At 65.2% G+C, this 24,529-nt stretch carries 16 protein-coding genes; 10 read left to right on the plus strand and 6 right to left on the minus strand.

Annotation, left to right across the window (positions count from 1 at the left end; translation table 11 throughout):
- Window positions 1–72 precede the first annotated feature (72 nt).
- On the minus strand, window positions 73–432 hold the full coding sequence (cpdR, locus tag E4K65_RS18865; RefSeq protein ID WP_007597092.1) for a cell cycle two-component system response regulator CpdR: 360 nt from the start codon (window positions 430–432) through the stop codon (window positions 73–75).
- Window positions 433–801: 369 nt separating this feature from the next.
- Here cpdR and E4K65_RS18875 point away from each other — a divergent pair, with 369 nt between their 5' ends.
- The 3 genes from E4K65_RS18875 (at window position 802) to E4K65_RS18885 (ending at window position 4,063) form a co-directional block, all read left to right on the plus strand.
- Complete coding sequence (locus E4K65_RS18875) at window positions 802–1,692, plus strand: N-formylglutamate amidohydrolase (RefSeq protein ID WP_092187440.1); 891 nt, start codon at window positions 802–804, stop codon at window positions 1,690–1,692.
- Window positions 1,693–2,239: 547 nt separating this feature from the next.
- The gene (gene hisN, locus E4K65_RS18880; RefSeq protein ID WP_027545664.1) at window positions 2,240–3,022 is read left to right on the plus strand and encodes a histidinol-phosphatase; all 783 of its coding nucleotides are present in this window, start codon (window positions 2,240–2,242) and stop codon (window positions 3,020–3,022) included.
- Window positions 3,023–3,097: 75 nt separating this feature from the next.
- A complete protein-coding gene (locus tag E4K65_RS18885) occupies window positions 3,098–4,063 on the plus strand; it encodes a Bug family tripartite tricarboxylate transporter substrate binding protein (RefSeq protein WP_135175448.1) in 966 nt (321 codons plus the stop codon).
- A 111-nt stretch (window positions 4,064–4,174) separates the two neighbouring features.
- Here E4K65_RS18885 and E4K65_RS18890 read toward each other — a convergent pair whose 3' ends face one another.
- Window positions 4,175–5,065, minus strand: a complete 891-nt coding sequence (locus E4K65_RS18890; protein WP_135175449.1) for a LysR substrate-binding domain-containing protein — start codon at window positions 5,063–5,065, stop codon at window positions 4,175–4,177.
- Window positions 5,066–5,159: 94 nt separating this feature from the next.
- On the opposite strand from E4K65_RS18890, the gene E4K65_RS18895 reads away from it, so the two are divergent.
- Window positions 5,160–5,912 (plus strand): sulfite exporter TauE/SafE family protein, encoded by a 753-nt coding sequence (locus tag E4K65_RS18895; RefSeq protein WP_135175450.1) that lies wholly within the window; start codon window positions 5,160–5,162, stop codon window positions 5,910–5,912.
- 98 nt (window positions 5,913–6,010) lie between these two features.
- Here E4K65_RS18895 and E4K65_RS18900 read toward each other — a convergent pair whose 3' ends face one another.
- Window positions 6,011–6,643, minus strand: coding sequence for a LysE family translocator (locus tag E4K65_RS18900; RefSeq protein ID WP_135175451.1), 633 nt, complete (start codon window positions 6,641–6,643; stop codon window positions 6,011–6,013).
- A 222-nt stretch (window positions 6,644–6,865) separates the two neighbouring features.
- Between E4K65_RS18900 and E4K65_RS18905 the strand changes: the two genes are divergently transcribed.
- Window positions 6,866–8,662, plus strand: a complete 1,797-nt coding sequence (locus E4K65_RS18905) for an adenylate/guanylate cyclase domain-containing protein (protein WP_167770940.1) — start codon at window positions 6,866–6,868, stop codon at window positions 8,660–8,662.
- A gap of 162 nt (window positions 8,663–8,824) precedes the next feature.
- Window positions 8,825–11,632, plus strand: a complete 2,808-nt coding sequence (locus E4K65_RS18910) for a di-heme-cytochrome C peroxidase (RefSeq protein ID WP_135175453.1) — start codon at window positions 8,825–8,827, stop codon at window positions 11,630–11,632.
- Window positions 11,633–11,848: 216 nt separating this feature from the next.
- Here the strand turns inward: E4K65_RS18910 and E4K65_RS18915 are convergent, their stop codons facing one another.
- The gene (locus E4K65_RS18915) at window positions 11,849–12,796 is read right to left on the minus strand and encodes an alpha/beta fold hydrolase (RefSeq protein ID WP_135175454.1); all 948 of its coding nucleotides are present in this window, start codon (window positions 12,794–12,796) and stop codon (window positions 11,849–11,851) included.
- Window positions 12,797–13,003: 207 nt separating this feature from the next.
- Here E4K65_RS18915 and E4K65_RS18920 point away from each other — a divergent pair, with 207 nt between their 5' ends.
- Window positions 13,004–13,474: an Hsp20 family protein gene (locus tag E4K65_RS18920; protein ID WP_167770941.1), complete on the plus strand. Its 471-nt coding sequence runs from the start codon at window positions 13,004–13,006 to the stop codon at window positions 13,472–13,474.
- Between the two features lie 313 nt (window positions 13,475–13,787).
- On the plus strand, window positions 13,788–14,558 hold the full coding sequence (locus tag E4K65_RS18925; RefSeq protein WP_135175456.1) for an alpha/beta fold hydrolase: 771 nt from the start codon (window positions 13,788–13,790) through the stop codon (window positions 14,556–14,558).
- A gap of 251 nt (window positions 14,559–14,809) precedes the next feature.
- Here the strand turns inward: E4K65_RS18925 and E4K65_RS18930 are convergent, their stop codons facing one another.
- Window positions 14,810–15,580, minus strand: coding sequence for a hypothetical protein (locus E4K65_RS18930; RefSeq protein WP_135175457.1), 771 nt, complete (start codon window positions 15,578–15,580; stop codon window positions 14,810–14,812).
- A 489-nt stretch (window positions 15,581–16,069) separates the two neighbouring features.
- Between E4K65_RS18930 and gltB the strand changes: the two genes are divergently transcribed.
- Both gltB and E4K65_RS18940 read left to right on the plus strand, forming a co-directional pair.
- Entirely contained in the window at window positions 16,070–20,803 is a 4,734-nt protein-coding gene (gene gltB, locus E4K65_RS18935; RefSeq protein ID WP_135175458.1) for a glutamate synthase large subunit, read from the plus strand.
- Window positions 20,804–20,959: 156 nt separating this feature from the next.
- Window positions 20,960–22,411: a glutamate synthase subunit beta gene (locus E4K65_RS18940; RefSeq protein ID WP_135175459.1), complete on the plus strand. Its 1,452-nt coding sequence runs from the start codon at window positions 20,960–20,962 to the stop codon at window positions 22,409–22,411.
- A 200-nt stretch (window positions 22,412–22,611) separates the two neighbouring features.
- On the opposite strand, the gene E4K65_RS18945 is transcribed toward E4K65_RS18940, so the two are convergent.
- Window positions 22,612–24,354: an outer membrane beta-barrel protein gene (locus E4K65_RS18945; protein WP_135175460.1), complete on the minus strand. Its 1,743-nt coding sequence runs from the start codon at window positions 24,352–24,354 to the stop codon at window positions 22,612–22,614.
- Window positions 24,355–24,529 lie beyond the last annotated feature (175 nt).

Raw genomic sequence — 24,529 nt, forward strand, 5'->3', positions numbered from 1 at the left:
TAGAGGTCATTTCATCGGTGGGGTCCCTATAACGGCTCAGGGGACCCGGCGCAAGGACGGAACGGGGCCGATTTAGGCCGCCAGCATCTTGTTCACTTCGCTGACCAATTCGCGCAGATGCACGGGCTTGGACAGCACCTTGGCGTTCTTGGGGGCGTCCGAATCCGAGTTCAGGGCGACCGCGGCGAAGCCGGTGATGAACATGATCTTGATGTCGGGGTCGAGTTCCGAGGCCCGGCGGGCGAGCTCGATTCCGTCCATTTCCGGCATCACGATGTCGGTCAGCAGCATCTCAAACGGCTCTTCGCGGAGCCGCTGATAGGCGGCCATGCCGTTATCATGGGACGAGACCTGAAAACCGGCGTTTTCCAGCGCCTTGACCAGGAAACGGCGCATGTCGTTGTCGTCTTCGGCGAGCAGGATCTTTGGCATGGCAGGAAACGTCGAATCCCCAGAGGATATCAGCAGAGGTCACTAAGCCCGACAGAGGGTAAATTTGGGGTGAAAATCTTTACCCTGGACGGCTCGCGCTGCCGGCTCCTTGTGAACCGGAATGCGGCTCGAATCAATCGAAGCCGACCGAACGATCCGCCCCGCTGCCCGCACGGTTAAGACATGTTCCAGCGCCAATCACATCTTTTCGCTTGGCAGAATGGTTGCGATTCCAGACAATGACGACACATAAGAGCCGCTCGACCGGCCGAATCAATCCGTTCAAGCCGGACCTTGCAGGATCCTGCGGGGCCGGATCTTGTGGCGCGAAGGGACGAAGCCTGGGAATAAGGGACGAAGCCTGAGAAGATGACCCGGTTTGATGGCGAGATGTCGCCAGCCTTCGAGATCGTCGAGCCCGCCGAATGGCGCGCGCCGGTCATCTTCAACTCGCCCCATTCCGGCTCGACCTATCCGGACGAATTCCTCAGCGCCTCCAGGATCGACCTGCCGACGCTGCGGCGGTCGGAAGATTCCTTCATGGACGAGCTGATCGGCCATCTCAGCGCCCGCGGCTTTCCGACCGTGCGGGTCAACTTTCCCCGCTCCTATGTCGACGTCAACCGCGAGCCCTACGAGCTCGACCCCCGCATGTTCACCGGGCGCCTGCCGAGCTTTGCCAATACCCGCTCGATGCGGGTCGCCGGCGGCCTCGGCACCATTCCGCGCGTGGTCGGCGACGGCCAGGAGATCTATCGCGACCGCATCCTGGTCGACGATGCGCTGGCGCGGATCGAGACGCTCTACAAGCCCTACCATCGCGCGCTGCGCCGGCTGATCAACAAGGTGCACCAGATGTTCGGCACCGTGGTGCTGGTCGACTGCCACTCGATGCCTTCGGTCGGCGTCAGCCGAGACGAGCCGCGCCGGCCCGACATCGTGATCGGCGACCGCTACGGTACGAGCTGCACGCCGCTCTTGCCCGACCGGGTCGAGGAGACCATGGGCGGGCTCGGCTATTCGATCGGCCGCAACAAGCCCTATGCCGGCGGCTTCATCACCGAGCATTACGGCAACCCGGCGAGCGGGCTTCACGCGGTGCAGCTCGAACTCAACCGCGCGATCTACATGGACGAGCGACGGCGCGAGCGCAGTCCGCGCTTTGCGCAGGTGGCAACCGACTTCGGCGTCCTCGCCGACGTGCTGGCGAGCACGATTCCGTTCGGCGATCTCGGCCCGTTCCAGGCCGCGGCGGAATAGGCGCAAGCCGTCATCGCGCGACGACGTCGCGAATCAGGGACAGAACACACCGCGCGCGTATCGGACGCCGGATCTTCACTTCGCGTTTTCGCGCAGTCGAAACGAAACAGACGACCCAAGAAAAAAGGGCCGCTCGCGAATGACGCAAGCGGCCCAAGTCTAGGGAGGAAACGCCCAAGGAGGGCAGCGGTAACGCAGAGCGCTACCGCACCGCAACAATATGCGGCCGCGCCGCACAAAGTGCAAGGGCTTTTGAGCCGTTTCCCATGCAAAACACACATGGCTCTGTTGCTTCCAGAGAAACCCAGATTCAGTTTCTTTGATAAGGAAATTCAATGGGTTGATAGTCATTTGCATACGAACAAGGCATGTTCGGAACTAAGTTTTCAACTCAATGATCGATATTTGGCCAGCATATGGCTCGGATGAGGCAGCCGGTCTCCGCATCCAAAATACCAGGGTGCAAATCAAGACAGCGCTGCACGCGAGAGGCGAATTGAGATAGGCAGATGCGAGCTTCACCCGACTTTCGTTTTGAGGATGCGCCGTGACGGTGATCGACTTCTCAGCCTTCATCGGACGGCTCGCCACCGCCTCCGGCGAAACCATCCTGCCGTTCTTCCGCACCTCGCTGTCGATCGACGACAAGAGCAAGACCAAGGATTTCGATCCCGTCACCGAGGCCGACCGCGCCGCGGAGGCGGTGATGCGGCGGCTGATCAAGGCCAACTTCCCCCAGCACGGCATCGTCGGCGAGGAATTCGGCAATGAGCGCGAGGACGCCGACTATGTCTGGGTGCTCGATCCGATCGACGGCACCAAGTCCTTCATCGGCGGGTTCCCGATCTGGGGCACGCTAATCGCGCTGCTGCACAAGGGCGCGCCGGTGTTCGGCATGATGCACCAGCCCTTCATCGGCGAGCGGTTTTCCGGCGACAACGGCTCGGCCAACTATAAAGGCCCCTCCGGCGAGCGCCGGCTCCAGGTCCGCCGCTGCGCGTCGCTGTCTGAGGCGACGACCTACACCACCAGCCCCTTGCTGATGAACGAGCGCGACCGCGCCATTTTCGGCCGCATCGAGAAGGGCGCGCGGCTGTCGCGCTATGGCGGCGACTGCTACTCCTATTGCATGCTGGCGGCCGGCCACGTCGATCTCGTGGTCGAGACCGAGCTGAAGCCCTACGACATCGCGGCCCTGATCCCGATCGTGACCGGCGCCGGCGGCGTCGTCACCACCTGGGAAGGCAAGCCGGCCCAGGGTGGCGGCCGCATCATCGCAGCCGGCGACGCCAGGGTTCACGAAGAAGCAATGAAACTGCTCAACGGATGAACGACCCGTCGTTTGCGCATGATCCATTCGGAAAGCCGCTGCACACTTTTCCGGATCATGCTTCAGGGGGCTTGTATGAAAAACTGGCGTAAGCTCTTCCTCGCAAGCCTGCTTCTGTTTCCCGCCCTCGCCTCCGCCCAGAATTTTCCGGCCAAGCCGATCAAGCTGATCGTGCCGTTCCCGGCCGGCGGTCCCAACGACATCATCGCGCGCGTGATCGGCCAGCGCATGTCCGAGCTCTCCGGCCAGCCGGTGCTGATCGACAACCGCGGCGGCCAGGGTGGCGTGCTCGGCACCGACGCGGTCGCGAAGGCCGCGCCCGACGGCTACACCATCGCCATCTCCAGCGCGGGCGCGCTCGCGATCAGCCCGAGCATGGAGCGGGTCGCCTACGACACATTGTCCGACCTCACGCCGGTGACGCTGGTTGCGACCGTGCCGGAAATGCTGGTCGTCGCCACCAACGTGCCCGCCAAGGACATCGGCGAACTGATCGCGCTCGCCAGGGCGCAGCCCGGAAAGCTCAACTTCGCCTCCTCCGGCCCCGGTAGCCTGCCGCATCTCGCCGGCGAATTGTTCAAGCTGACGGCCAGGATCGACATCGTGCATGTGCCCTATCGCGGCGCCGCGCCCGCGGTGAACGACCTGCTCGGCCAGCAGGTGCAGATGACGTTCCTCGATCTCCCCGTGCTGCTGCCGCAGGTCAAGGCCGGCGCCTTGCGGCCGATCGCGGTCGGCTCGGCCGAGCGCGCACCGACGGCGCCTGAGGTGCCGACCACGGCGGAAGCGGGCTTTCCCGATCTGCGCATCGAGAACTGGTACGGCATGGTCGCGCCCAAGGGCACGCCGAAGGAAATCGTCGCAGCGCTGCATGGTCTGGCGACGAAGGCGATGGCGGATCCGGCCGTGAAGGAAAAGCTCGCCGCGCAAGGCGCGACGCTGATCGGCGACGAGCCGGAGCATTTTCGCCAATTCATCGCGGACGAGACCAGGAAGTGGACGAAGGTGATCAAGGACGCCGGGGTCGAGACGGCAAAGTAATCAACGCTTTGAGTCGCGACGCCGCCACGAGGTAGGTGCGTTCCCCCCTTGCGGGGGAGGGAGCGCAGTTGAGGTCGCGGCCGCGCCGCGGGCTCACATCAGCACCTGCCCTCACGCCGCCTCTGCCCGCAAATGCTCCACCAGCATCTTGGCCGGGCGCGGCAGCGTCTTGAAGCTTCGCGCGCAGATCACGAGTTTGCGGTTGGCCCAGGCATCGCGCAGGCGGACCATGGCAAGCGGCATCAGCCTGGCGCAGCGGCGGGCGGCGGCTTCGGGCACCAGGGCGACGCCGACATCGGCGGCGACCATCTGGCAGATCGCGTCGAAATCGCGCAGGCGCGCGCGGTAATGCGGCCGCATGCCGAGCCGGGCGGCGTGCTTCGAAATATGAACCTGGAGCGCGGTGGCGCTGGTCAACCCGACGAACTCGCACGTGCCCGCCTCCTGGAAATCGATCTGGCGGCGGCCGGCGAACGGGCCGCGCCTGGACGTCACCAGTGTCAGGCGGTCCTCGCTGAAGACGAAGCGCTCGATATGGTCGGGCAGCGCGTGCTCGGCGGCGAAGCCGAGATCGGCGGCGCCGGCGGTGATCGCCGCCGCGATGTCGGTGCTCTCGTGCTCCTCGATGTCGATGGCGACGTCGCGATGCTCGCGCAGGAAGCCGGCCAGCGCCTTCGGCAGATGCTCCGACAGGCCGGAGGTGTTGGCGAGGAAGTGGACGCTGGCGCGCACGCCGCTGGCAAAGCCTGCGAGATCGCCGCGCATGGCGTCGATCTGGTGAATGACGAGGCGGGCATGGTCAAGCAGGCTCTCGCCGGCCGCGGTCAATTCGACACCGCGCCGCCCGCGCTTGAGCAGCGCGACGCCGAGCGCGTCCTCGAGCCCCTTGATGCGCGCGCTGGCCGAGGCCAGCGCCAGATGCGACCGCTCGGCGCCCCGCGTGATGCTGCGCTGGTCGGCGACCGCGATGAACAGTTGGAGATCGACGAGATCGAAACGCATCCGGATTCCTCCAACCTAGCCTTCGTCCATAGCGAAGGCTGTCTCCGTAACCTCCAGATTGTGCCCGGGCGCGGCTTCGGTCAATGTGCGGGTCATGATCGACCCTCTCCTCATCGTCATCGCCGCCGTCTTCCTGATCGCCGGATTCGTCAAGGGCGTGGTCGGGCTAGGCCTGCCGACCGTCTCCATGGGCCTGCTTGCGGTGAGCATGGCCCCGAGCCGCGCGATCGCCATCGTGATCGTGCCCGCCATCATCACCAACATCTGGCAGACATTCGTCGGACCCCATCTGCGCGACATCCTCAGGCGGCTGTGGCCGCTGATGATCGGCACCGTGATCGGCTGCTGGCTCAATGCCGGCGCGCTGACCGGCCCGCATGCGCGCTATGGCACGATCGTGCTCGGTGCCCTGCTCGTGATCTACGCGGTGATCGGCCTGAACAAATTCCAGTTCCGCGTCGCACCTGAGAACGAGAAATGGGTCGGCGGCGTGGTCGGCGTGGTCACCGGCGTGATCTCCGCCTCGACCGGCGTGCAGGTGATCCCCTCGATGCCGTTCATGCAGGCGATCGGCATGGAGAAGGACGAGCTGGTGCAGGCGCTCGGCGTGTTCTTCACGACCGCGACGCTGGCGCTCGCCTTCAACCTCACTGCCGGCGGATTGCTGACGCCGGCCAATGCCGTGCCCGGCGCCGTGGGCATGGCCATGGCCTTCGCCGGCATGTTCATCGGCCAGTCGGTGCGGGCGCGGATGCCGGCGGAAGCGTTCCGCCGCTGGTTCCTGATCGCAATGATCCTGCTCGGCCTCTATCTCGCCGGCAGCGCCCTGCTGAAGGAGTTCGCCTGAGGCAGATCGTAGGGTGGGTTAGCCTCGCAGATTGCGCAAAGCGCAAGCCGCGAGGCGTAACCCACCCTACGCAGCCTCATGTCATTCGTTCGAACGAGTTACCGCGTCTCCAGCATGGCGACGCGGATGCCGAGATAGATGAAGAGGCCGCCGAGCGCGCGGTTGACCCAGGCGATCGCGCCCTCGGAGGTCCGCAAGCGATGCGCGGCCTTGGCCGCGAACGCCGCCAGCACCAGGCACCACAGCGTTCCCGTGCAGATGAAAATCAGCCCGAGCGTCAGGAAGGCGAGCGGCTTGTGCGGTGAATCGGCTGCGACGAATTGCGGCAGGAAGGCCAGGAAGAACAGCGCGACCTTGGGATTGAGCGCGTTGGTGAAGACGCCCTGGAGGAACACCCGCCGCAGCGAGCTCCGCGCCGGCTCGTCGATCGCCGATGCCAGCGTCGGCCGCGACCACAGCATCTGAAGTCCTGTGACGACCAGATAGGCCGCGCCGACCAGCTTCAGGATCGAGAAGGCGGTGGATGAGGCCATCAGCAGGGCCGAAAGGCCAATCGCCGCGCCCGCGACGTGGAAAAAACAGCCGCAACTGATGCCGAAGGCGGCTGCGGCCCCGCCCCGCCAGCCCATCTGCATGCTGCGGCCGATGACGTAGACGGAGTCCGGTCCCGGCGTGATATTGAGCAGCACGCCTGACAGGATGAAGAGCCAGATTTCATGAATGCCCAGCATGTGAGGTGCCCCGCCGCCCCGTCCGTCTCAAGAGATCGGGCTTAGTCGGTTCGGCGGCCGTCGTCCACCGCCGGGACTGCCTAGGATTTACCTTGAATTTGCAATGCGGATCATACTTTCCCGCGGCCTCATCTGTTCTATAAAGGCTGGGTTCTTGAAATGCGGGATTCGAGGCGACTGCCACGCCGTGGCCGGCCCTCGGTCCGTTGGAGCTCCGGGGCTATGGAAAGACGTCTGGCCGCCATTGTCTGCGCCGATGTCGCCGGCTATTCGCGCATGATGGGCAGCGACGAGGCCGGCACCCATGCCGCCTTCAAGGCCCATCGCACCGCGATTCACCCCATCATCCTCAATCACGGCGGCCGCGTCGTGAAGAACACCGGCGACGGCTTCCTGCTGGAATTCCCCTCGATCGTCGGCGCCACCGAGGCCGCGATCGCGATGCAGACGCTGATGGCGGAGCGCAACCACCACCTGCCGGCCGACCGCGCCATGCAATTCCGGCTCGGCATCCACATGGGCGACGTCATCGCCGACGAGGACGAGGTGTTCGGTGACGATGTCAACATTGCGGTCCGCCTGGAATCCGTGGCGAGTCCCGGCGGCTTCGCCATCTCGGCCAAGGCCTACGGGGAGGCGAGCAAGCATCTCACCGTGCCGCTGGTCGATGCCGGCAACCATCGCTTCAAGAACATCAAGGATGCGGTCGGGGTCTGGACCTGGAAGCCCGAGGGCGCGCCGGCGCTCGCACCCGAGCTGAGGGAGGCGTCCACCCTCTCGCAGCAGTACCGCACCGCCATCGTCGGCGTGCTGCCCTTCGCCAATCTCAGCGACGCCCAGGACGAATACTTCTCCGACGGCCTCACCGAGGATCTGATCCACGCGCTGTCGCTGCAATCCTTCTATCGCGTGCTGAGCCGCAACTCGACCTTCGCCTTCAAGGGCAAGAACACGAGCACCCGGCTGATCGCACGCGAGATCGACGCCACCTATCTGATCCAGGGCTCGGTGCGGCGCGCCGGGGCCAAGATCCGCGTCACCGCCGAGCTGATCGCGCCGGAGACCGGCGAGCAGCTCTGGACCGGGCGCTACGACCGCGACATCGGCGACTTCTTCGCGATGCAGGACGAGATCACCACCAACCTGTCCGCCGCCATCGCCACCGAGATCGTCCGCGCGGAGGCCTCGGCGCCGGCGCGGCTCTCGACCGACGTGACCGCGTGGGACCGTTTCCTCAAGGGGCTGTCGCATTACTACCGGCAGACCAAGGAGGATCTGGCCGCCGCCATCGACCTGTTCCGGGAGGCCATCGAGGTCGATCCCAAGCTGTCGATCGCGCACGCCTACCTTGCCACGATCCAGATCCAGAGCATCCAGTTCGGCTGGATCAAGGGCACGCGGGAGATGTGGGCCGAGGCGATGAACCTCGCCGAAACCAGCGTCCGGCTCGACCCGCGCTCCTCCTTTGCATTCTCGATCCTGTCCTGGGCCCATGCGATGGAAGGGCATTACGAGGCCGCGATGGACGCCGCCAAGCGCGCGGTCGCCCTCAACCCATACGACATGGGCGCGCGCGGCGTGCTCGGCATCTGCCATTTCGTCATCGGCGAGCACCGCGAGGCGATCGAGCTGTTTTCGATGGCCGCGCAGCGCGACAACAGCGACCCGCGCTACCAATGGGCCGCGCTGAACGCGTTCAGCCATTATCTGCTGGGGCAGTATGACGCGACCCTGTCGTGGGCCCGCGAGCAGCTCTACATCAACCCGAACCACATGCAGGCGCTGGCGATCCGTGCCGCGGCGCTGGCGCAATTGGAGCGGACCGACGAGGCCGTCGAGGCCACCCGTGTGCTCATGGGCAACTACCCGACCCTGAACGTCGACCGCCATTTGCGCAATTTCCACTGGAAGCGGCCCGAGGACCTCGCCCATTACCGCGAGGGACTGCTGAAGGCGGGCGTGCCGCTCGGCAAGCTGACCCTCGTCCAGAGCGACGTCAAACGCGCCGCCGAGTCCTGACCGGCAGCACGGCCAGCTTCGGCTCTTGTTGACACAACAGTGAATTCGGCCACACTTCGTCACACGCTGAGGTAGTATACCCTGCTGTCGGTTTGTTAGGACTTTCCGCGCTTGATCGGCGCGTCTGCATTTCACGATTCGCTGTTTTCAGGAATTTGGGCCATGAACGACCCCGCCTCGAAGCCCCCCTTCAATCCCTCGATCCAGGTCTCGCCGAACAATCCCTGTCCGTTCCTGCGCGGCCTCGTCGGCGAAGGTTTTGTCGATGGCGGCACCGTGCCTCTCCGGACGCTGTCGCAGACCATCGCGAATGCAAGCGGCGAGACGGGAGCGAAAAAGACTCTGGCCCGCATCCAGACCCGTGGCGTCGCGCTGATCGCCAACGGCGCCTGTCACATCCTGCAGAGCATCTGCTGGGGCGCACAGCTCAATGCGCTGCGCGGCGGTCCGCTCGACAAGCTCGGTGCCGGCTCGCGCATCCTCGGCGTCGACGGGCGCGTCAACGAGGACGAGATCGCGCGGCTCGCCAGTTTCGGCGGCACCTATGCCGATCCCGATGGCGGCACCGAGACCGGGCTCAACGCCTCGCAAATCCAGACTTTCATGGACGACAATCTCAAGCGCGCCGGCAAGCAATCGCGCTGGTACTACCCGATCCTGATGAAGTTCGAATGGCCGATCCTGCTCAAGATCATGGGCAAGGGCCAGGGCGATGACCGCTATCTCAGCGTGGCCGAGGTGAGGACATTGTTCAACGAGCGCAAATTCCCGGACAGGATCACCCAGCGGGTCGTCAGCCAGCCGGTCACCCCGCCCTCGCTCATATTGCGCGTTGCCGGCGGACTCGTCGCCGCGCTCCTGGTCTTTGGCGTCGTGGCGCTGCGCTTTCCGGATCAATTCCAGCCGATGCTGCCCGGTATCCTCGGGGACCTGGTGGCGCCGCCATTGCCGGAGCACGTCGAACCCCGGGCCGCGTACTGGCTTGAGCAAAACTGGGCGCTGGAGGACCGGCACTGGTTTCATCACGCCAGCCAGGGCACCGCGACCTTCCCGGTGCCCTATAACTGGTTCATGGCGCTCGAGCAGCCGCGGCTTCATTTCTTCGCAAAGCCCGGGATGCTGCACGACAGCGACCATCTGCAGCGCTTCGGCTTCATCCCCAGCCCGCAGACGATCAACACCGACGACGCCACGCTGCGCCGGTTCGGCTATGCCAACGTCTACGACAAGACGAAGCCGGTGCCGGCGCGGCTTTGGAATCCGCCGGTCAACTGGGGCACTCAGGCTGAAAACGTCGACGGCCTGCCCGTCGGCTTTGCGCGCATGACCGGCGTACCCGATCCTGCGACCGGCCAAATCGGCGAGGACCGGATCGGCCTGACCTGCGCCGCCTGCCACACCGGCCAGATCCACTACAAGGGCATCGACCTCCGTTTCGACGGCGGTCCGGCGATGACCGATTTGAGGAAGCTCGAGGTCACGACCGGCCTGTCGATCGCCTACACGCTCATCGTGCCGGGTCGCTTCACGCGCTTCGCCGACCGTGTGCTCGGCCCCTCCGCCAGCGATGCGGATCGCGATGCGCTGAAGCAGAAGCTGCGTGCGATCAGCACATTCCTGATCGACTGGGAGAAGACCTACGCGAAAACCATCGACGGCAAGACGAGGTTCAACGAGAAGACGAAGCGGGAAGAGCCGCAGCAGGACACCGAGGAAGGATACGGCCGTCTCGACGCGCTCAACCGCATCGGCAATCAGGTCTTCGCCCAGGACATGACGCTCAGCGGCCTCAGCGGCTTCGAAAAGAATCTGCATGCCAAGGACGCGCCGGTCAGCTTCCCGCCGATCTGGACCGTGCCCTGGCTCAAATTCGCGCAATATGACGCTTCCATCGAACAACCGCTGATCCGCAACGCCGGCGAAGCACTGGGCGTGACCGCGCTGCTCAATTTGTCCGACAATAGCCCCAAGGACACGCTGTTCCGCTCGTCGATGGATATCAAGAATCTGAACTGGATCGAGGATCTGCTGAAGGGGTCGGCGCCCTATCCGAAAAAGCAGCTCTCCGGACTGACATCGCCGAAATGGCCGTCGGACATCTTCGGCGACAATGCCTGGAAGATCGATGGCGAACGCGTCAAGAACGGCCGCAAGCTCTACGCGCAGATCTGCACCGAATGCCATCTCGGGCCGGTCAACGATCCCGTGTTCGACACCGAGTTTCCGGACCAGAGCATCTGGTCCTCGTCGCGCTGGGAGACCATCGGCAACGACAAATTCCTGAACGAGGTCCAGAAGAGCGTCAAGGGCATGGGGACCGATCCCGCTCAGGCCAGCGTGCTGGAGACGCGGACGGTTCAGGTCCCGGGGTTTCTCAAGCTCGATCCCACGCAGAATCTCAATGCCTGGTGGAACTGCAATCTGCCGGATATCTCCTCGACCGACATGCCGTACTCGCTCGGGCTGATGGTGATCGTCGACATCGTCAGCCGCAAAGCGATGGACGATGCGAAGATCCCCCCGAAGGTTCAGCAGGCCTGGTGGGGTGAGCGCAAGAACTGCCCGAATCCCGGTCCGCAGCCGCCCGACAAGAAGGAGCCGCGGCCCTGGTATCGCGCGCGCCCGCTCAACGGCGTCTGGGCCACCGCGCCTTACCTGCACAACGGATCGGTGCCTTCGCTCTACTGGATGCTGAGCCCCGCGGCCGAGCGCCCCAAATCGTTCTGCATGGGAGGTGGTCGCGACTACGATCCGAAGCAGGTCGGCTTCGCGGTCGTCGACGGCGAGAGCTGCAAGACCGGGCAGTCGCGCTTCTCGACGCGAGCGTCTGATGGCACCGAGATGTTCGGCAACAGCAATGCCGGCCACTCGTTCGACGGCACGCCGGGCCCAGGCAAGGACGGCACCATCGGCCGCGTGCTCAAAGAGCAAGAGCGCTACGACCTGATCGAGTATCTCAAGACGCTGTGAGTTACGCTACACCTCTCCCCGCTCTCGTCCGCCCAAACTTCAGCGAAGGCGGATGCGGGGGAGGTCGGAGTCCATCCATACGTCATTGCGAGCGCAGCGAAGCAATCCAGAATCCTTCCGCGGGGACAGTCTGGATTGCTTCGCTGCGCTCGCAATGACGGAGGATGGGGGACTCTCCGCGAGTCCAATTCTCACCGCCCACGCACAGACTGCCCCTCACTTGAACAGCGGCGTGCCCGGCACGAAGGCGTCGAAGGCGGCCCAGAACTGGGAGCGGTAGCGGTCCTGCTCCTGGAGGATCTCGTGCTTCGAACCGGCGATCACGAGATGGGAGCCGGCGCGCAGATGGTAGGCGAACTCCTCGATCGCCGCGGTCGAGACCACGGTGTCGCTGGAGGCCGCCAGCATCAGGATCGGCTGGCGGATCTCGGAGGGGTAGTTCATGCCCTTGAAGGTGTGCATGGCACGAAAGGCGGAATCGGCCCAGGCGACCGTCGGTGACGCCAGCCCGAGCGTCGAATCCTCCTCCAGGATCGCGGCATTGCGCGCATAACGCACGGGATCGCTGGTCAGGGGATTGTTGATGAAGGGATCGAGCCCGGTGATGCGGTCGCTGCCGCCGGGGACATAGCGGCCGCCCATCCCCATCAGGCGCATCGTCTTCAGCAGCGCCCGCGCCGGCAACGAGGTGGTGCGGCCGGGCAGGTCGATCATCGGCGCCGACAGCACCATGCGGTCGAACCAGCGCTTGCCCGCATGCGCAATGCGCAGCATCACCGTGCCGCCCATGGAGTGGGCGAGCGCGAAGAAGGGCGGCGGGCAATCCGGCAGCACCACCTGCTGGACGAAGGTCTCGACGTCGATTTCGAAATCGGCGAAGTCGCGCACATAGCCCTTGCGCGGATCGCGCAGGCGGCGCGAGGAGTGGCCCTGCCCGCGCCAGTCGATCATCGCCACCGCAAAGCCGCGGTCGCGCAGGTCGCGCACGGTCTCGAAATATTTCTCGATCTGCTCGCTGCGTCCGGTGAAGACGCAGACCGTGCCCTTGCGGTTCGCCGGCGGCGCCCAGCGCGCAAAGCGAAGCTCGGCGCCATCGGGCGTCTTGATGGTGCCGCTGACGACGTCTTCGGGAACGGGATTGGACGGAATCGAGATCAGCGTCATTGGACGGGAAATGCTGCAAATCAAGGGGCTGGAGCGCCGAAAAGGCGCAAGTTGCCGCCCTCTTGAACGCCGTTCCCCTGAACCCATATCACCATGGTGCAGGCCGCTACCAGTGTTTCGGAACCGGAACATCAGGCTGCACACAGACTAAAGCCCGGCCCGATTGGCGGGCGGGTTACCAACAGTCGCTCAATGGAGGACTTGACCATGCGTACCTATGATCTCACCCCCTTCTATCGTTCCACCGTCGGCTTCGACCGCCTCTTCAACCTGCTCGACCAGGCCGGTTCGGACGGCAGCCCCGGTTATCCCCCCTACAACATCGAGCGCACCGGCGAGAACGCCTACCGCATCACCGTTGCGGTCTCGGGCTTTGCCAAGGATGAGCTCTCCATCGTCGCGAAGGAAAACACGCTGACGATCAAGGGCGAGAAAGTCGCCGGCGAGAATTCGAAGTCCGAAGTGCTCTACCGCGGCATCGCCGCGCGTGCCTTCGAGCGCGCCTTCCAGCTTGCCGATTTCGTGCAGGTGAAGGACGCCTTGCTCGAGAACGGGCTGCTTCACGTCGACCTCGTGCGCGAGATTCCCGAAGCCAAGAAGCCGCGCCAGATCGCGATCAATGCCGGCACGCCCAAGGCGCAGGTGATCGAGAACTCGGCCGCGCAAGTCGCCGCGTAAACCGCACGCACGCCACTTCCGAGTTGCGAAAACGCCCCGGTGCCCCGGGGCGTTTTTTCTGTTTTGCATTCGATGTCGTCCCGGCGAAGGCCGGGACCCATAACCACAGGGAGACGTTTGGCGAAGACCTGCAGCTCGGTACTCACACCGTCTGCCCGTCGAGAGACCTCGCGGTATGGGTCCCGGCGTTCGCCGGGACGACAGTTTCCGGTTGTCCTTTTGCACCGCATCACAGAGCGGTGAAGCCGCGTAACAGCGCCGCCTCTCACTCCGTCCTTTGGACATCGACCCCAAAACAAGACGGAGAACGATCATGACACTTTGGCGCAGCCTTTTCGTCGCCGCGAGCCTGCTGGCGGCCCCTCTCAGCCTGGCTCACGCACAGACCCCGCAAACCGTGAAGGCCAAGAACGTCGTGCTGGTGCATGGCGCCTGGGCCGACGGCTCGAGCTGGTCGGAGGTGATCCCGATCCTCCAGGCAGCGGGCCTTCACGTGACCGCCGTGCAAAATCCGCTGTCGTCGCTCGCCGACTCCGTCGAGGCGACCAAGCGCGCGCTGGCCGAGCAGGACGGGCCGACCGTGCTGGTCGCGCATTCCTGGGGCGGCACCGTGATCAGCCAGGTCGGCACCGACCCGAAGGTCACCGGGCTCGTCTATGTCGCCGCGCGCGCGCCCGATGCGAACGAGGATTTCGTGGCGCTGTCGAAGCAGTTCCCGACCGGCCCGGTGCGCGCCGGCATCGTCGAGCGCGACGGCTACACAAAACTCTCGGAAGACGCCTTCCTGAAATATTTCGCAAATGGCGTGAAGCCGGAGCGGGCCAAGGAGCTCTATGCCGTGCAATGGCCGACCGCGGCCTCGATCTTCGCCGGCCGCACCACCGAAGCTGCATGGCACGCCAAGCCGAGCTGGTACGCGGTCTCGAAGAACGACGACACCATCAATCCCGATCTCGAGCGCTTCCTCGCCAAGCGCATGAACGCAACGACGATCGAGCTCGATGCCGGCCACCTCTCGCTGGTGTCGCATCCGAAGGAAGTGGCGAATCTGATCCTGGAAGCTGCGGGGTATGGGCGAAGCTGAGAGGCGATTGTCACGATGCAAAAAGGCGCCTGAAATCTCAGGCGCCTTTTGTTTTGCTCAGCTCTCTCCCCATCGTCGTCCCGGCGAAGGCCGGGACCCATACTCACAGGGAGAAGTTTGGCGAAGACCCGTCGGACTGGCATCGTCCACAACCGATGGACCTCGCGGTATGGGTCCTGGCCTTCGCCAGGACGACACTGAAGGTGTGGCGTCGGCGCCCGTCTCACGATGAGCCAATCAGCAGCAGCTTGCTATTCCAGCCCCTGCGCGGGCGGCATGTCCTGCGTCGGCGGAATTGTTGCCGCGGGCTTTGCCTGCTCCACAGTCGGCGCAGCGGCTTGCGGCGCGGCTTCGGTGGGCTTGGCCTGCACGGCCGCGGTCTGCGCAGGTTGAGGCTGCGGTGCCTGGGCCTGCTGCACCGCAGGCTCGGCCGGCTTCACAGCTGCGACCGGCGCTTGGCCCCGCGGAGGAGCCGCCTTCGGCAGCGGCACGGTGCGGCTGGCGACACGCGGGATCGGGGCGGGCGGGCGCGGCGGGCCGCTGCGGACCACGGTCGGCGGCGGCAGCGCGCTTTGCGGACCGTAAGGGGCGACCGCACGCCCCTCATAGGCGGGGGCCATGCCATAGGCGTCGGCGGCGGGCATGAAGCGCAGGATTCGTCCGTCGCGGGCATCGATCACCAACCGGCCGTCATCGCCGCGGCGGTCGATCACCGCGATGGTGTAGACGCTGCCGCGCAGGCGCGGGATGCCGAGCGGCGAGAAGCCGTTGTCGCGCAGCACCGCATAGACTTCGGTGGCCGGCAGCAGCGCCGGCGCCGGGCCGCGTTCCTCGTAGCCATAGCCATAGCCGTATCGTGGCGGCGGAGGCGGCACGGCGTCCGGCGGCCCATAGGGCCCGTCGAAATCCGACACCGCGATCGTAGCCCCTCCCACAATACCGTTCGCTGGAACTTGCGCCTCTGCCGCGGTCACGACCAGCGCCAGCGCGGCGGCGGCCACACATCCTGTGAAAAACTTCATGGTCGACACGCTCCTGTCAGGCCCCGGATGGATCGCGCTCTTTCGCTTCTTGCGGCGTGGCGCGCCTTCCGAAGGGTCGATCCGAAGCTTCATTCGGGATTCCGGCGTCTGCGGGGCCGGATCAGGGCGCGTTTGCTTCAAAACCGGGGCCGCGCGCCGTGCGGAAAGCGATGATTGACACTTTGGGAATCGGGACTTTCGCGCGCTTGTGTGATAGACAAAAATTTGGCAAGGTGATGGTTAGGACAGGACACCTGTCTCAATTTTGCTAGCGATTCCGGCATAGGGATTGCAACGAAAGTCGGTGCTTCCGAGCACCAAGAAGGCAACAGGCAAAGCCGTTCACGGGGACGTAGAACGCCTTGGCCTGAATTTAAGAAAATGCGGCTCGCAGCGGACGAGCGGTGACCCAGAGGCGGGTGCCGCGGAACGCCCAAGGTGCGCCGAAGATGGCGGTGAGACAGCTTGCCGCATGGAGAGGACGAGGACATGAACGGGTCGCAATTCGAGCGCGCAAACATCGTGGCAGAAGAACTGTCGGCGACGGTCGCCTCGAAAACGACTGATCCGATTCAGGAACACAATTCGCGCCCGCCGGCCGAAGGCCTCTACGATCCGAGCCTGGAGAAAGATTCCTGCGGCGTCGGCTTCATCGCCAACATCAAGGGCAAGAAGTCGCACGAGATCGTCTCGGACGCGCTGAGCATTCTCTGCAACCTCGAGCATCGCGGCGCCGTCGGTGCCGATCCGCGCGCCGGTGACGGCGCCGGCATCCTGGTGCAGATCCCGCACGCGTTCTTCAGCCGCAAGGCCAAGGAGCTCGGCTTCACGCTGCCGCAACCCGGCGAATACGCCATCGGCGCGCTGTTCATGCCGCGCGACACCGCCTGGCGCAACGTCATCAAGAGCATCATCGCCGACCAGATCAAGGAAGAGGGCCTGACCCTGCTCGGCTGGCGCGACGTGCCGACCGACAATTCCTCGCTCGGCGTCACCGTGAAGCCGACCGAGCCCGCCTGCATGCAGGTGTTCATCGGCCGCAACGGCACCGCCAAGACCGAGGACGATTTCGAGCGCCGGCTCTACATCCTGCGCAAGTCGATCTCGCAGGCGATCTACCAGCGCCGCGACCGCGGCCTTGCGGGCTATTACCCCTGCTCGATGTCCTGCCGCACCGTGATCTACAAGGGCATGTTCCTCGCCGACCAGCTCGGCAAGTACTATCCCGACCTGCACGAGGCGGACTTCGAGAGCGCGCTGGCGCTGGTGCATCAGCGCTTCTCGACCAACACCTTCCCGGCCTGGTCGCTGGCGCATCCCTACCGCATGATCGCGCATAACGGCGAGATCAACACGCTGCGCGGCAACACCAACTGGATGGCGGCGCGCCAGGCCTCGGTGAGCTCCGAGCTCTACGGCAAGGACATCAACCGGCTCTGGCCGATCTCCTATGAAGGCCAGTCCGACACCGCCTGCTTCGACAACGCGCTCGAATTCCTGGTGCAGGGCGGCTACTCGCTGCCGCACGCCGTCATGATGATGATCCCGGAGGCGTGGGCCGGCAATCCGCTGATGGATGAGACGCGCCGCGCCTTCTACGAATATCACGCCGCGCTGATGGAGCCGTGGGACGGCCCCGCCGCGATCGCCTTCACCGACGGCCGCCAGATCGGCGCGACGCTCGACCGCAACGGATTGCGGCCGGCGCGCTATCTCGTGACCAAGGACGACCGCATCGTGATGGCGTCCGAGATGGGCGTGCTGACGATTCCCGAAGACCAGATCATCACCAAGTGGCGTCTGCAGCCCGGCAAGATGCTGCTGGTCGACCTCGAGCAGGGCCGCCTGATCCCCGACGACGAGATCAAGGCCGATCTCGCCAAGAGCCATCCCTACAAGGAGTGGCTGGAGCGGACCCAGATCGTGCTGGAAGAGCTGCCGAAGGTTCCGACCACCGGCGTGCGCTCCAACCTGTCGCTGCTCGATCGCCAGCAGGCGTTCGGCTACAGCCAGGAAGACATCACCATCCTGATGACGCCGATGGCGGCCACCGGCGAGGAAGCCGCGGGCTCGATGGGCAACGACACGCCGATCTCGGCGCTGTCGGACAAGGCCAAGCCGCTGTTCACCTACTTCAAGCAGAACTTCGCGCAGGTCACCAACCCGCCGATCGACCCGATCCGCGAGGAGCTGGTGATGAGCCTCGTCTCGATCATCGGGCCGCGGCCGAACCTGTTCGACCTGCAGGGCATGGCCACCACCAAGCGCCTCGAAGCGCGCCAGCCGATCCTGACCGACGCGGATCTGGAAAAGATCCGCTCGATCTCGGAAGTGGCTGAATCGCACTTCAAGTCGCGCACGCTCGACACCACGTTCCACGCCGGGCTCGGCGCGGCCGGCATGGACCAGGTGTTAGATGAGCTCTGCGCGCGCGCGGAAGCCGCCGTCCGCGAGGGCGTCAACATCATCATCCTGTCCGACCGCATGGTCGGCACCGACCGGGTGCCGATCCCGGCACTGCTCGCCTGCGCCGCCGTGCATCATCATCTGATCCGCGTCGGACTGCGCACCTCGGTCGGTCTCGTCGTCGAATCCGGCGAGCCGCGTGAAGTGCATCACTTCGCCTGCCTTGCCGGCTACGGCGCGGAGGCGATCAATCCCTACCTCGCGTTCGAGACCATCATCGCGATGAAGGACCGCCTGCCCGGCTCGCTCGACGACTACGAGATCGTCAAGCGCTACATCAAGTCGATCGGCAAGGGCCTGCTGAAGGTGATGTCCAAGATGGGCATCTCGACCTACCAGTCCTATTGCGGCGCGCAGATCTTCGACGCGGTCGGCCTCAAGGCGGACTTCGTCGGAAAGTTCTTCGCCGGCACGCATACCCGCGTCGAGGGCGTCGGTCTCGCCGAGATCGCGGAAGAAGCCGTGCGCCGCCATGCCGACGCGTTCGGCGAGGCGCTGGTCTACAAGACCTCGCTCGACGTCGGCGGCGAATATGCCTATCGCAGCCGCGGCGAGGACCACGCCTGGACCGCCGAGTCGGTCGGGCTGCTTCAGCATGCCGCGCGTGGCAATTCGCTGGAGCGCTATCGCGCCTTCGCCAAGATCCTCAACGAGCAGTCGGAGCGCCTGCTGACGCTGCGCGGCCTGTTCCGGATCAAGAATGCGGACGAAGAGAAGCGCAAGCCGGTGCCGCTCGACCAGGTCGAGCCGGCCAAGGACATCGTCAAGCGTTTCGCCACCGGTGCGATGAGCTTCGGCTCGATCTCGCGCGAGGCGCACACCACGCTCGCGATCGCCATGAACCGGATCGGCGGCAAGTCGAACACCGGCGAAGGCGGCGAGGAAGCCGACCGCTTCAAGCCGATGCCGAACGGCGACTCCATGCGCTCGGCGATCAAGCAGGTTGCCTCGGGCCGCTTCGGCGTCACCACGGAGTATCTCGTCAACTCCGACATGATGCAGATCAAGATGGCGCAGGGCGCCAAGCCCGGCGAAGGCGGCCAGCTGCCCGGCCACAAGGTGGACGCGACCATCGCCAAGGTGCGGCACTCGACGCCGGGCGTCGGCCTGATCTCGCCGCCGCCGCACCACGACATCTACTCGATCGAGGACTTGGCGCAGCTCATCTACGACCTCAAGAACGTCAACCCGACGGGTGACGTCTCGGTCAAGCTCGTCTCCGAGATCGGCGTCGGCACGGTGGCCGCGGGCGTCGCCAAGGCGCGCGCCGACCACGTCACCATCGCGGGCTTCGAGGGCGGCACCGGCGCTTCGCCCCTGACCTCGATCAAGCACGCCGGCTCGCCGTGGGAGATCGGCCTTGCCGAAACCCACCAGACGCTGGTGCGCGAGCGGCTGCGCAGCCGCATCGTGGTCCAGGTCGACGGCGGCTTCCGCACCGGCCGTGACGTCGTGATCGGCGCGCTGCTGGGCGCCGACGAGTTCGGCTTCGCCACCGCGCCGCTGATCGCGGCCGGCTGCATCATGATGCGCAAGTGCCATCTCAACACCTGCCCGGTCGGCGTCGCCACCCAGGACCCGGTCCTGCGCAAGCGCTTCACCGGCCAGCCTGAGCACGTGATCAACTACTTCTTCTTCGTCGCCGAGGAAGTCCGCGAGATCATGGCCTCGCTCGGCTTCCGCACCTTCAACGAGATGATCGGCCAGGTGCAGCTGCTCGACCAGACCAAGCTGGTCGCGCACTGGAAGGCCAAGGGCCTCGACTTCTCCAAGCTGTTCGTCAAGCAGAAGGAAGAGAAGGGCCAGAAGATCTATCACTCCGAGCGCCAGAACCATCATCTGGAAGCGGTGCTCGACCGCACGCTGATCGAGAAGGCGACGCCCGCGCTCGACCGCGGCGCGCCGGTGAAGATCGAGGCCTCGATCAACAGCACCAACCGCTCCGCGGGCGCGATGCTGTCGGGTGCGGTCGCCAAGATCTACGGCCATGCCGGCCTGCCGCATGACACCATCCATGTCAGCCTCAAGGGCACCGCCGGCCAGGCCTTCGGCGCGTGGCTCGCCCACGGCGTCACCTTCGAGCTCGAGGGTGAAGGCAACGACTATGTCGGCAAGGGCCTCTCGGGCGGCAAGATCATCGTCAAGCCGCCGAAGAACTCTGCAATCGTGCCGGAAGAAAGCATCATCGTCGGCAACACCGTGATGTACGGCGCGATCCAGGGCGAGTGCTACTTCCGCGGCATCGCCGGCGAACGTTTTGCCGTGCGCAATTCGGGTGCTGTCGCGGTGGTCGAGGGCGCGGGCGATCATTGCTGCGAATACATGACCGGCGGCATCGTGGTCGTGCTCGGCAAGACCGGGCGCAACTTCGCGGCCGGCATGTCGGGCGGCATCGCCTACGTGCTCGACGAGACCGGCGACTTCGACAAGCTGTGTAACCTCAGCATGGTCGAGCTCGAACCTGTCCTGTCGGAGGAGCTGATCAATGCCGGCACCTACAATCACGCCGGTGACCTCGAGGCGCACGGCCGGGTCGACGTGTTCAAGAACCTGCTCGACTCCGACGTCGAGCGGCTGCACGTCCTGATCACGCGCCATGCGAAGGCGACCGGCTCCAAGCGCGCCGCCGACATCCTTGCCAATTGGAAGGACTGGCTGCCCAAATTCCGCAAGGTGATGCCGGTCGAGTACCGGCGTGCGCTGCGCGAAATGGCGGCCAACGCGGACGCCGAGCCGAAAATCGCGATCGGGGCGTAATAAAGAAGCCTCATGGTGAGGAGGCGCTTAGCGCCGTCTCGAACCATGAGACAACCATCCGGGCCTCTATCCTTCGAGACGCGGCGCGAAGAGCGCGCCGCTCCTCAGGATGAGGAGTGAGAGAACAAACGACTAAGCGGCAGGACTTCGGGTTTTATGGGCAAGATCACGGGTTTTCTGGAAATCGATCGGCACGACCGCAAGTACACCCCGGTCGCCGAGCGCGTGAAGCATTTCAACGAGTTCGTCGTTCCCTTGACCGAGAAGGAAACGCGCGACCAGGCCGCGCGCTGCATGAATTGCGGCATTCCCTATTGCCACGGCACCGGCTCGGTCGCGCCGGGCACGCCCGGCTGCCCGGTCAACAACCAGATCCCTGACTTCAACGATCTCGTCTATCAGGGCAATTGGGAAGAGGCCTCGCGCAACCTGCACTCGACCAACAATTTTCCGGAGTTCACGGGGCGCATCTGCCCGGCGCCGTGCGAAGCGTCCTGCACGCTCAACATCGACGACAACCCGGTCACCATCAAGACCATCGAATGCGCGATCGTCGACCGCGCCTGGGACAATGGCTGGCTGAAGCCGGAGGTCGCCTCCGTCAAGACCGGCAAGAAGGTCGCGGTGATCGGCTCGGGGCCCGCAGGCATGGCCTGCGCGCAGCAGCTCGCGCGCGCCGGCCACGACGTGCACCTGTTCGAGAAGTTCGCCAAGGCCGGCGGCTTGCTCCGTTACGGCATCCCCGACTTCAAGATGGAGAAGGGCATCATCGACCGCCGCGTCAAGCAGATGGAAGGCGAAGGCGTCACCTTCCACTACAACAGCCATGTCGGCGCGGACGGCAATGTCGATCCGCGCGAGATGCTGAACGAGTATGACGCCGTCGCCCTGACCGGCGGCGCCGAAGCCCCGCGCGACCTGCCGATCCCCGGCCGCGACCTTTCCGGCATCCACTACGCGATGGATTTCCTGCCGCAGCAGAACCGCCGCGTCTCCGAGGAGCCGCTGAACGGCGTCACCGAGATTTTGGCCGGCGGCAAGCATGTCGTCGTCATCGGCGGCGGCGACACCGGATCTGACTGCATCGGCACCTCGCTGCGCCAGGGTGCGCTGTCCGTGACCCAGCTCGAGATCATGCCCGCCCCGCCCGAGCGCGAGAACAAGGGCCTGACCTGGCCGAACTGGCCGCTGAAGATGCGCACGTCCTCCAGCCAGGCCGAAGGCGCGATCCGCGAATATGCCGTGCTGACCCAGAGGTTCTCCGGCGAGAACGGCCAGGTCAAGAAGCTGCACTGCGTCCGTGTCGACGACAAGTTCAAGCCGATTGCCGGCACCGAGTTCGAACTGGATGCCGAGCTCGTCCTGCTCGCCATGGGCTTCGTCCATCCCGTGCACGAAGGTCTGCTCAAGCTGCTCTCGGTCGAGCTCGATCCGCGCGGCAACGTCAAGGCCAACACCTTGGACTACCAGACCTCGCGCCCGAACGTGTTCACCGCCGGCGACATGCGCCGCGGCCAGTCGCTGGTGGTCTGGGCGATCCGCGAGGGCCGGCTGTGCGCCCGGTCGATCGACACATTCCTGATGGGGAAGACGGATCTGCCGCGCTAGGCGCGGCTCACTCCGCCGCCAGATTTACGAACTGTGTCATCGCCCGCCTTGTGCGCACTCGCGCACTGGAGCGGGCGATCCAGTATTCCAGAGACGTCAAACGTATGCGGATAAGCCGCGGCGTGCTGGATGCCCCGGTCAAGCCGGGGCATGACAGCTGAGCGGGTAGCGACGACAGCGCATCAAGGCGCACCTCATCGCTAATTCTGCAGCCTCACCCCCAACATCACCACCGTGCCCTGCGAGCTCGAGCCCGCCTGGTTCGAATCCAGGATGTCGTGGCGCAGCGTGCCCTTGATCCAGACGTTGCGGTTGAGCTTGTAGATCAGATTGCCTTCGAGCGAGTAGGTCTTGTCGTTGCGGTTCTGGCCCTGGTAGTCGTAGGTACCGTAGGTGAACTTGCCCACTGCTGTAAGCCAGCGGCGGAAGTCGTGGTCGACTTCGGCGGCGTAGGTGTGCACCAGCACGCCGGAGGAGCCGGCGACGGTGGTCTCGGCGATCTGCGTGTCGGTGGCGAATTTCACCGTGGTCAGCCCGCTGGCGTTCCAGATCAGCGAGCCCGAGGTGAGGAAGCCCGAGAGCTGGCTGAGGCGCGGGTCGACATAGTTGCGCGCGGAATAGCCGACCGAGACCTCGCCGGTGAGGATGCGCGAGAACTCGAAGGACGTGCCGACCTTGCCATAGCCGCCGTTTGAATCGCGGAAATAGCCGTTGCGATCGGCGGGCTGGTCGTGCACGCGGGTGTCGCCCTGGATCTCGACGAACGGCTTCAGGCCCGGCTTCAGGTCGTAGGAGAAGCGGCCGACGCCGCCATACTGGTTGAAGTCGCGATCGCCGTTGCTGGAGGTCGAGCCGTCGGTGAGCTTGGAGTCGGTGTAGGCGGTGCGATCCACGGTGGCGCCGGCCGCGACCTGGAAGCGGTTGAAGGTCTGATCGAAGCCGACGGTGGTGCCATAGGTGGCGTAGACAGGATATTTCTGAAGGCCGGTCTGCACGTTCGGGCTTCCGGGATTGTCGGTGGCGAGCCGCAGGCGGAGCTGCGAGGTCAGCTTGAGGTCGCGGTCGACGTCGATGCGGCCGTCGACATGGCCGGTGAAGTCGGGGCGGTCGATCTCGACCGGCGAGGGCGAGGGAAAGCCGTCGATCGTTACCGGCATGTTGTTGGTGTAGCCCGAGAACGAGCCGCGCAAATCGGCGACCAGCGCGTGGCGCTCCCAGTCGGACACCACGAGGAGGTCGGGCGCGACGACATAGACCGGCGAGCCGACCGGCTTGTTCAGACGCGCCGGGTTGGTGTCATAGCCGGCGGAGAGCTCGAGCCCGCCCTTGATCAGGAAGCTGCCGGCATAATCGCCGACCGCGCCGAACGGATCCTCGTCCAGCTTGAGGCGGCGGCGCAGCGGCTGGCCGGGCACGTTGCCGGCCATCGCCGGCGGCACCGGCACCTTGTGCGCGGTCTCGGACGGCGGCGACGCGATGCGCGGCGGGCCGAGCGTCCTGTCCGGCGTTGCCGGCGGCACCGGCGAGCCGGGCCCGACCGGGCGCTTCGGCTTCGGCTGCCCGGGATAGAACTTGGGCTGCTGCCGCTTGCGGTTGAGCGAGTCGTAACCCGATCCGCTGGCGCCGTTGGCGGCTGGCAGACCGTAGGTCGGGACCTGGCCGACGCGCGAAGTCGCCGGCGCCTGCTGCCGCTTGCGCGGATCGGCGTTGGGATCGGGCAGCACCGGAAGCGCGTCCGAAGGCGCCTGCGGTACGCCCGCCGTGCGGCGCGTGGGCAACGTGTCGGGCGCGGCGAAACCGCCGCGGTTGGGATTGAACAGGTCGGGCGTGAGGCTCTGGGCGGCCGCTGGGCCGCTTTGCAGGGCCGTCAGCGCAAGACACGGCAAAGCCGCGCGCAGGAAATGCGCGCGTTTGCTCCGGCCCGTGCCTGGAGACGACCCCACGATGGAATTACCCCAACGAAATCAAACACTTTCGCGATTGTCCCCGCCGACCGGCAGAAACCATCGTTAATGGACTTAAAACAATTATGGTTAATGACCCGTTGAGGGGCGGGGCGGCCGCGTCGCCTGATACGCCGAGGCATGCTAAAGCAGGCGCCAATGGGCCATCGCCCCT

The organism is Bradyrhizobium niftali (assembly GCF_004571025.1).
GTDB lineage: Bacteria > Pseudomonadota > Alphaproteobacteria > Rhizobiales > Xanthobacteraceae > Bradyrhizobium > Bradyrhizobium niftali.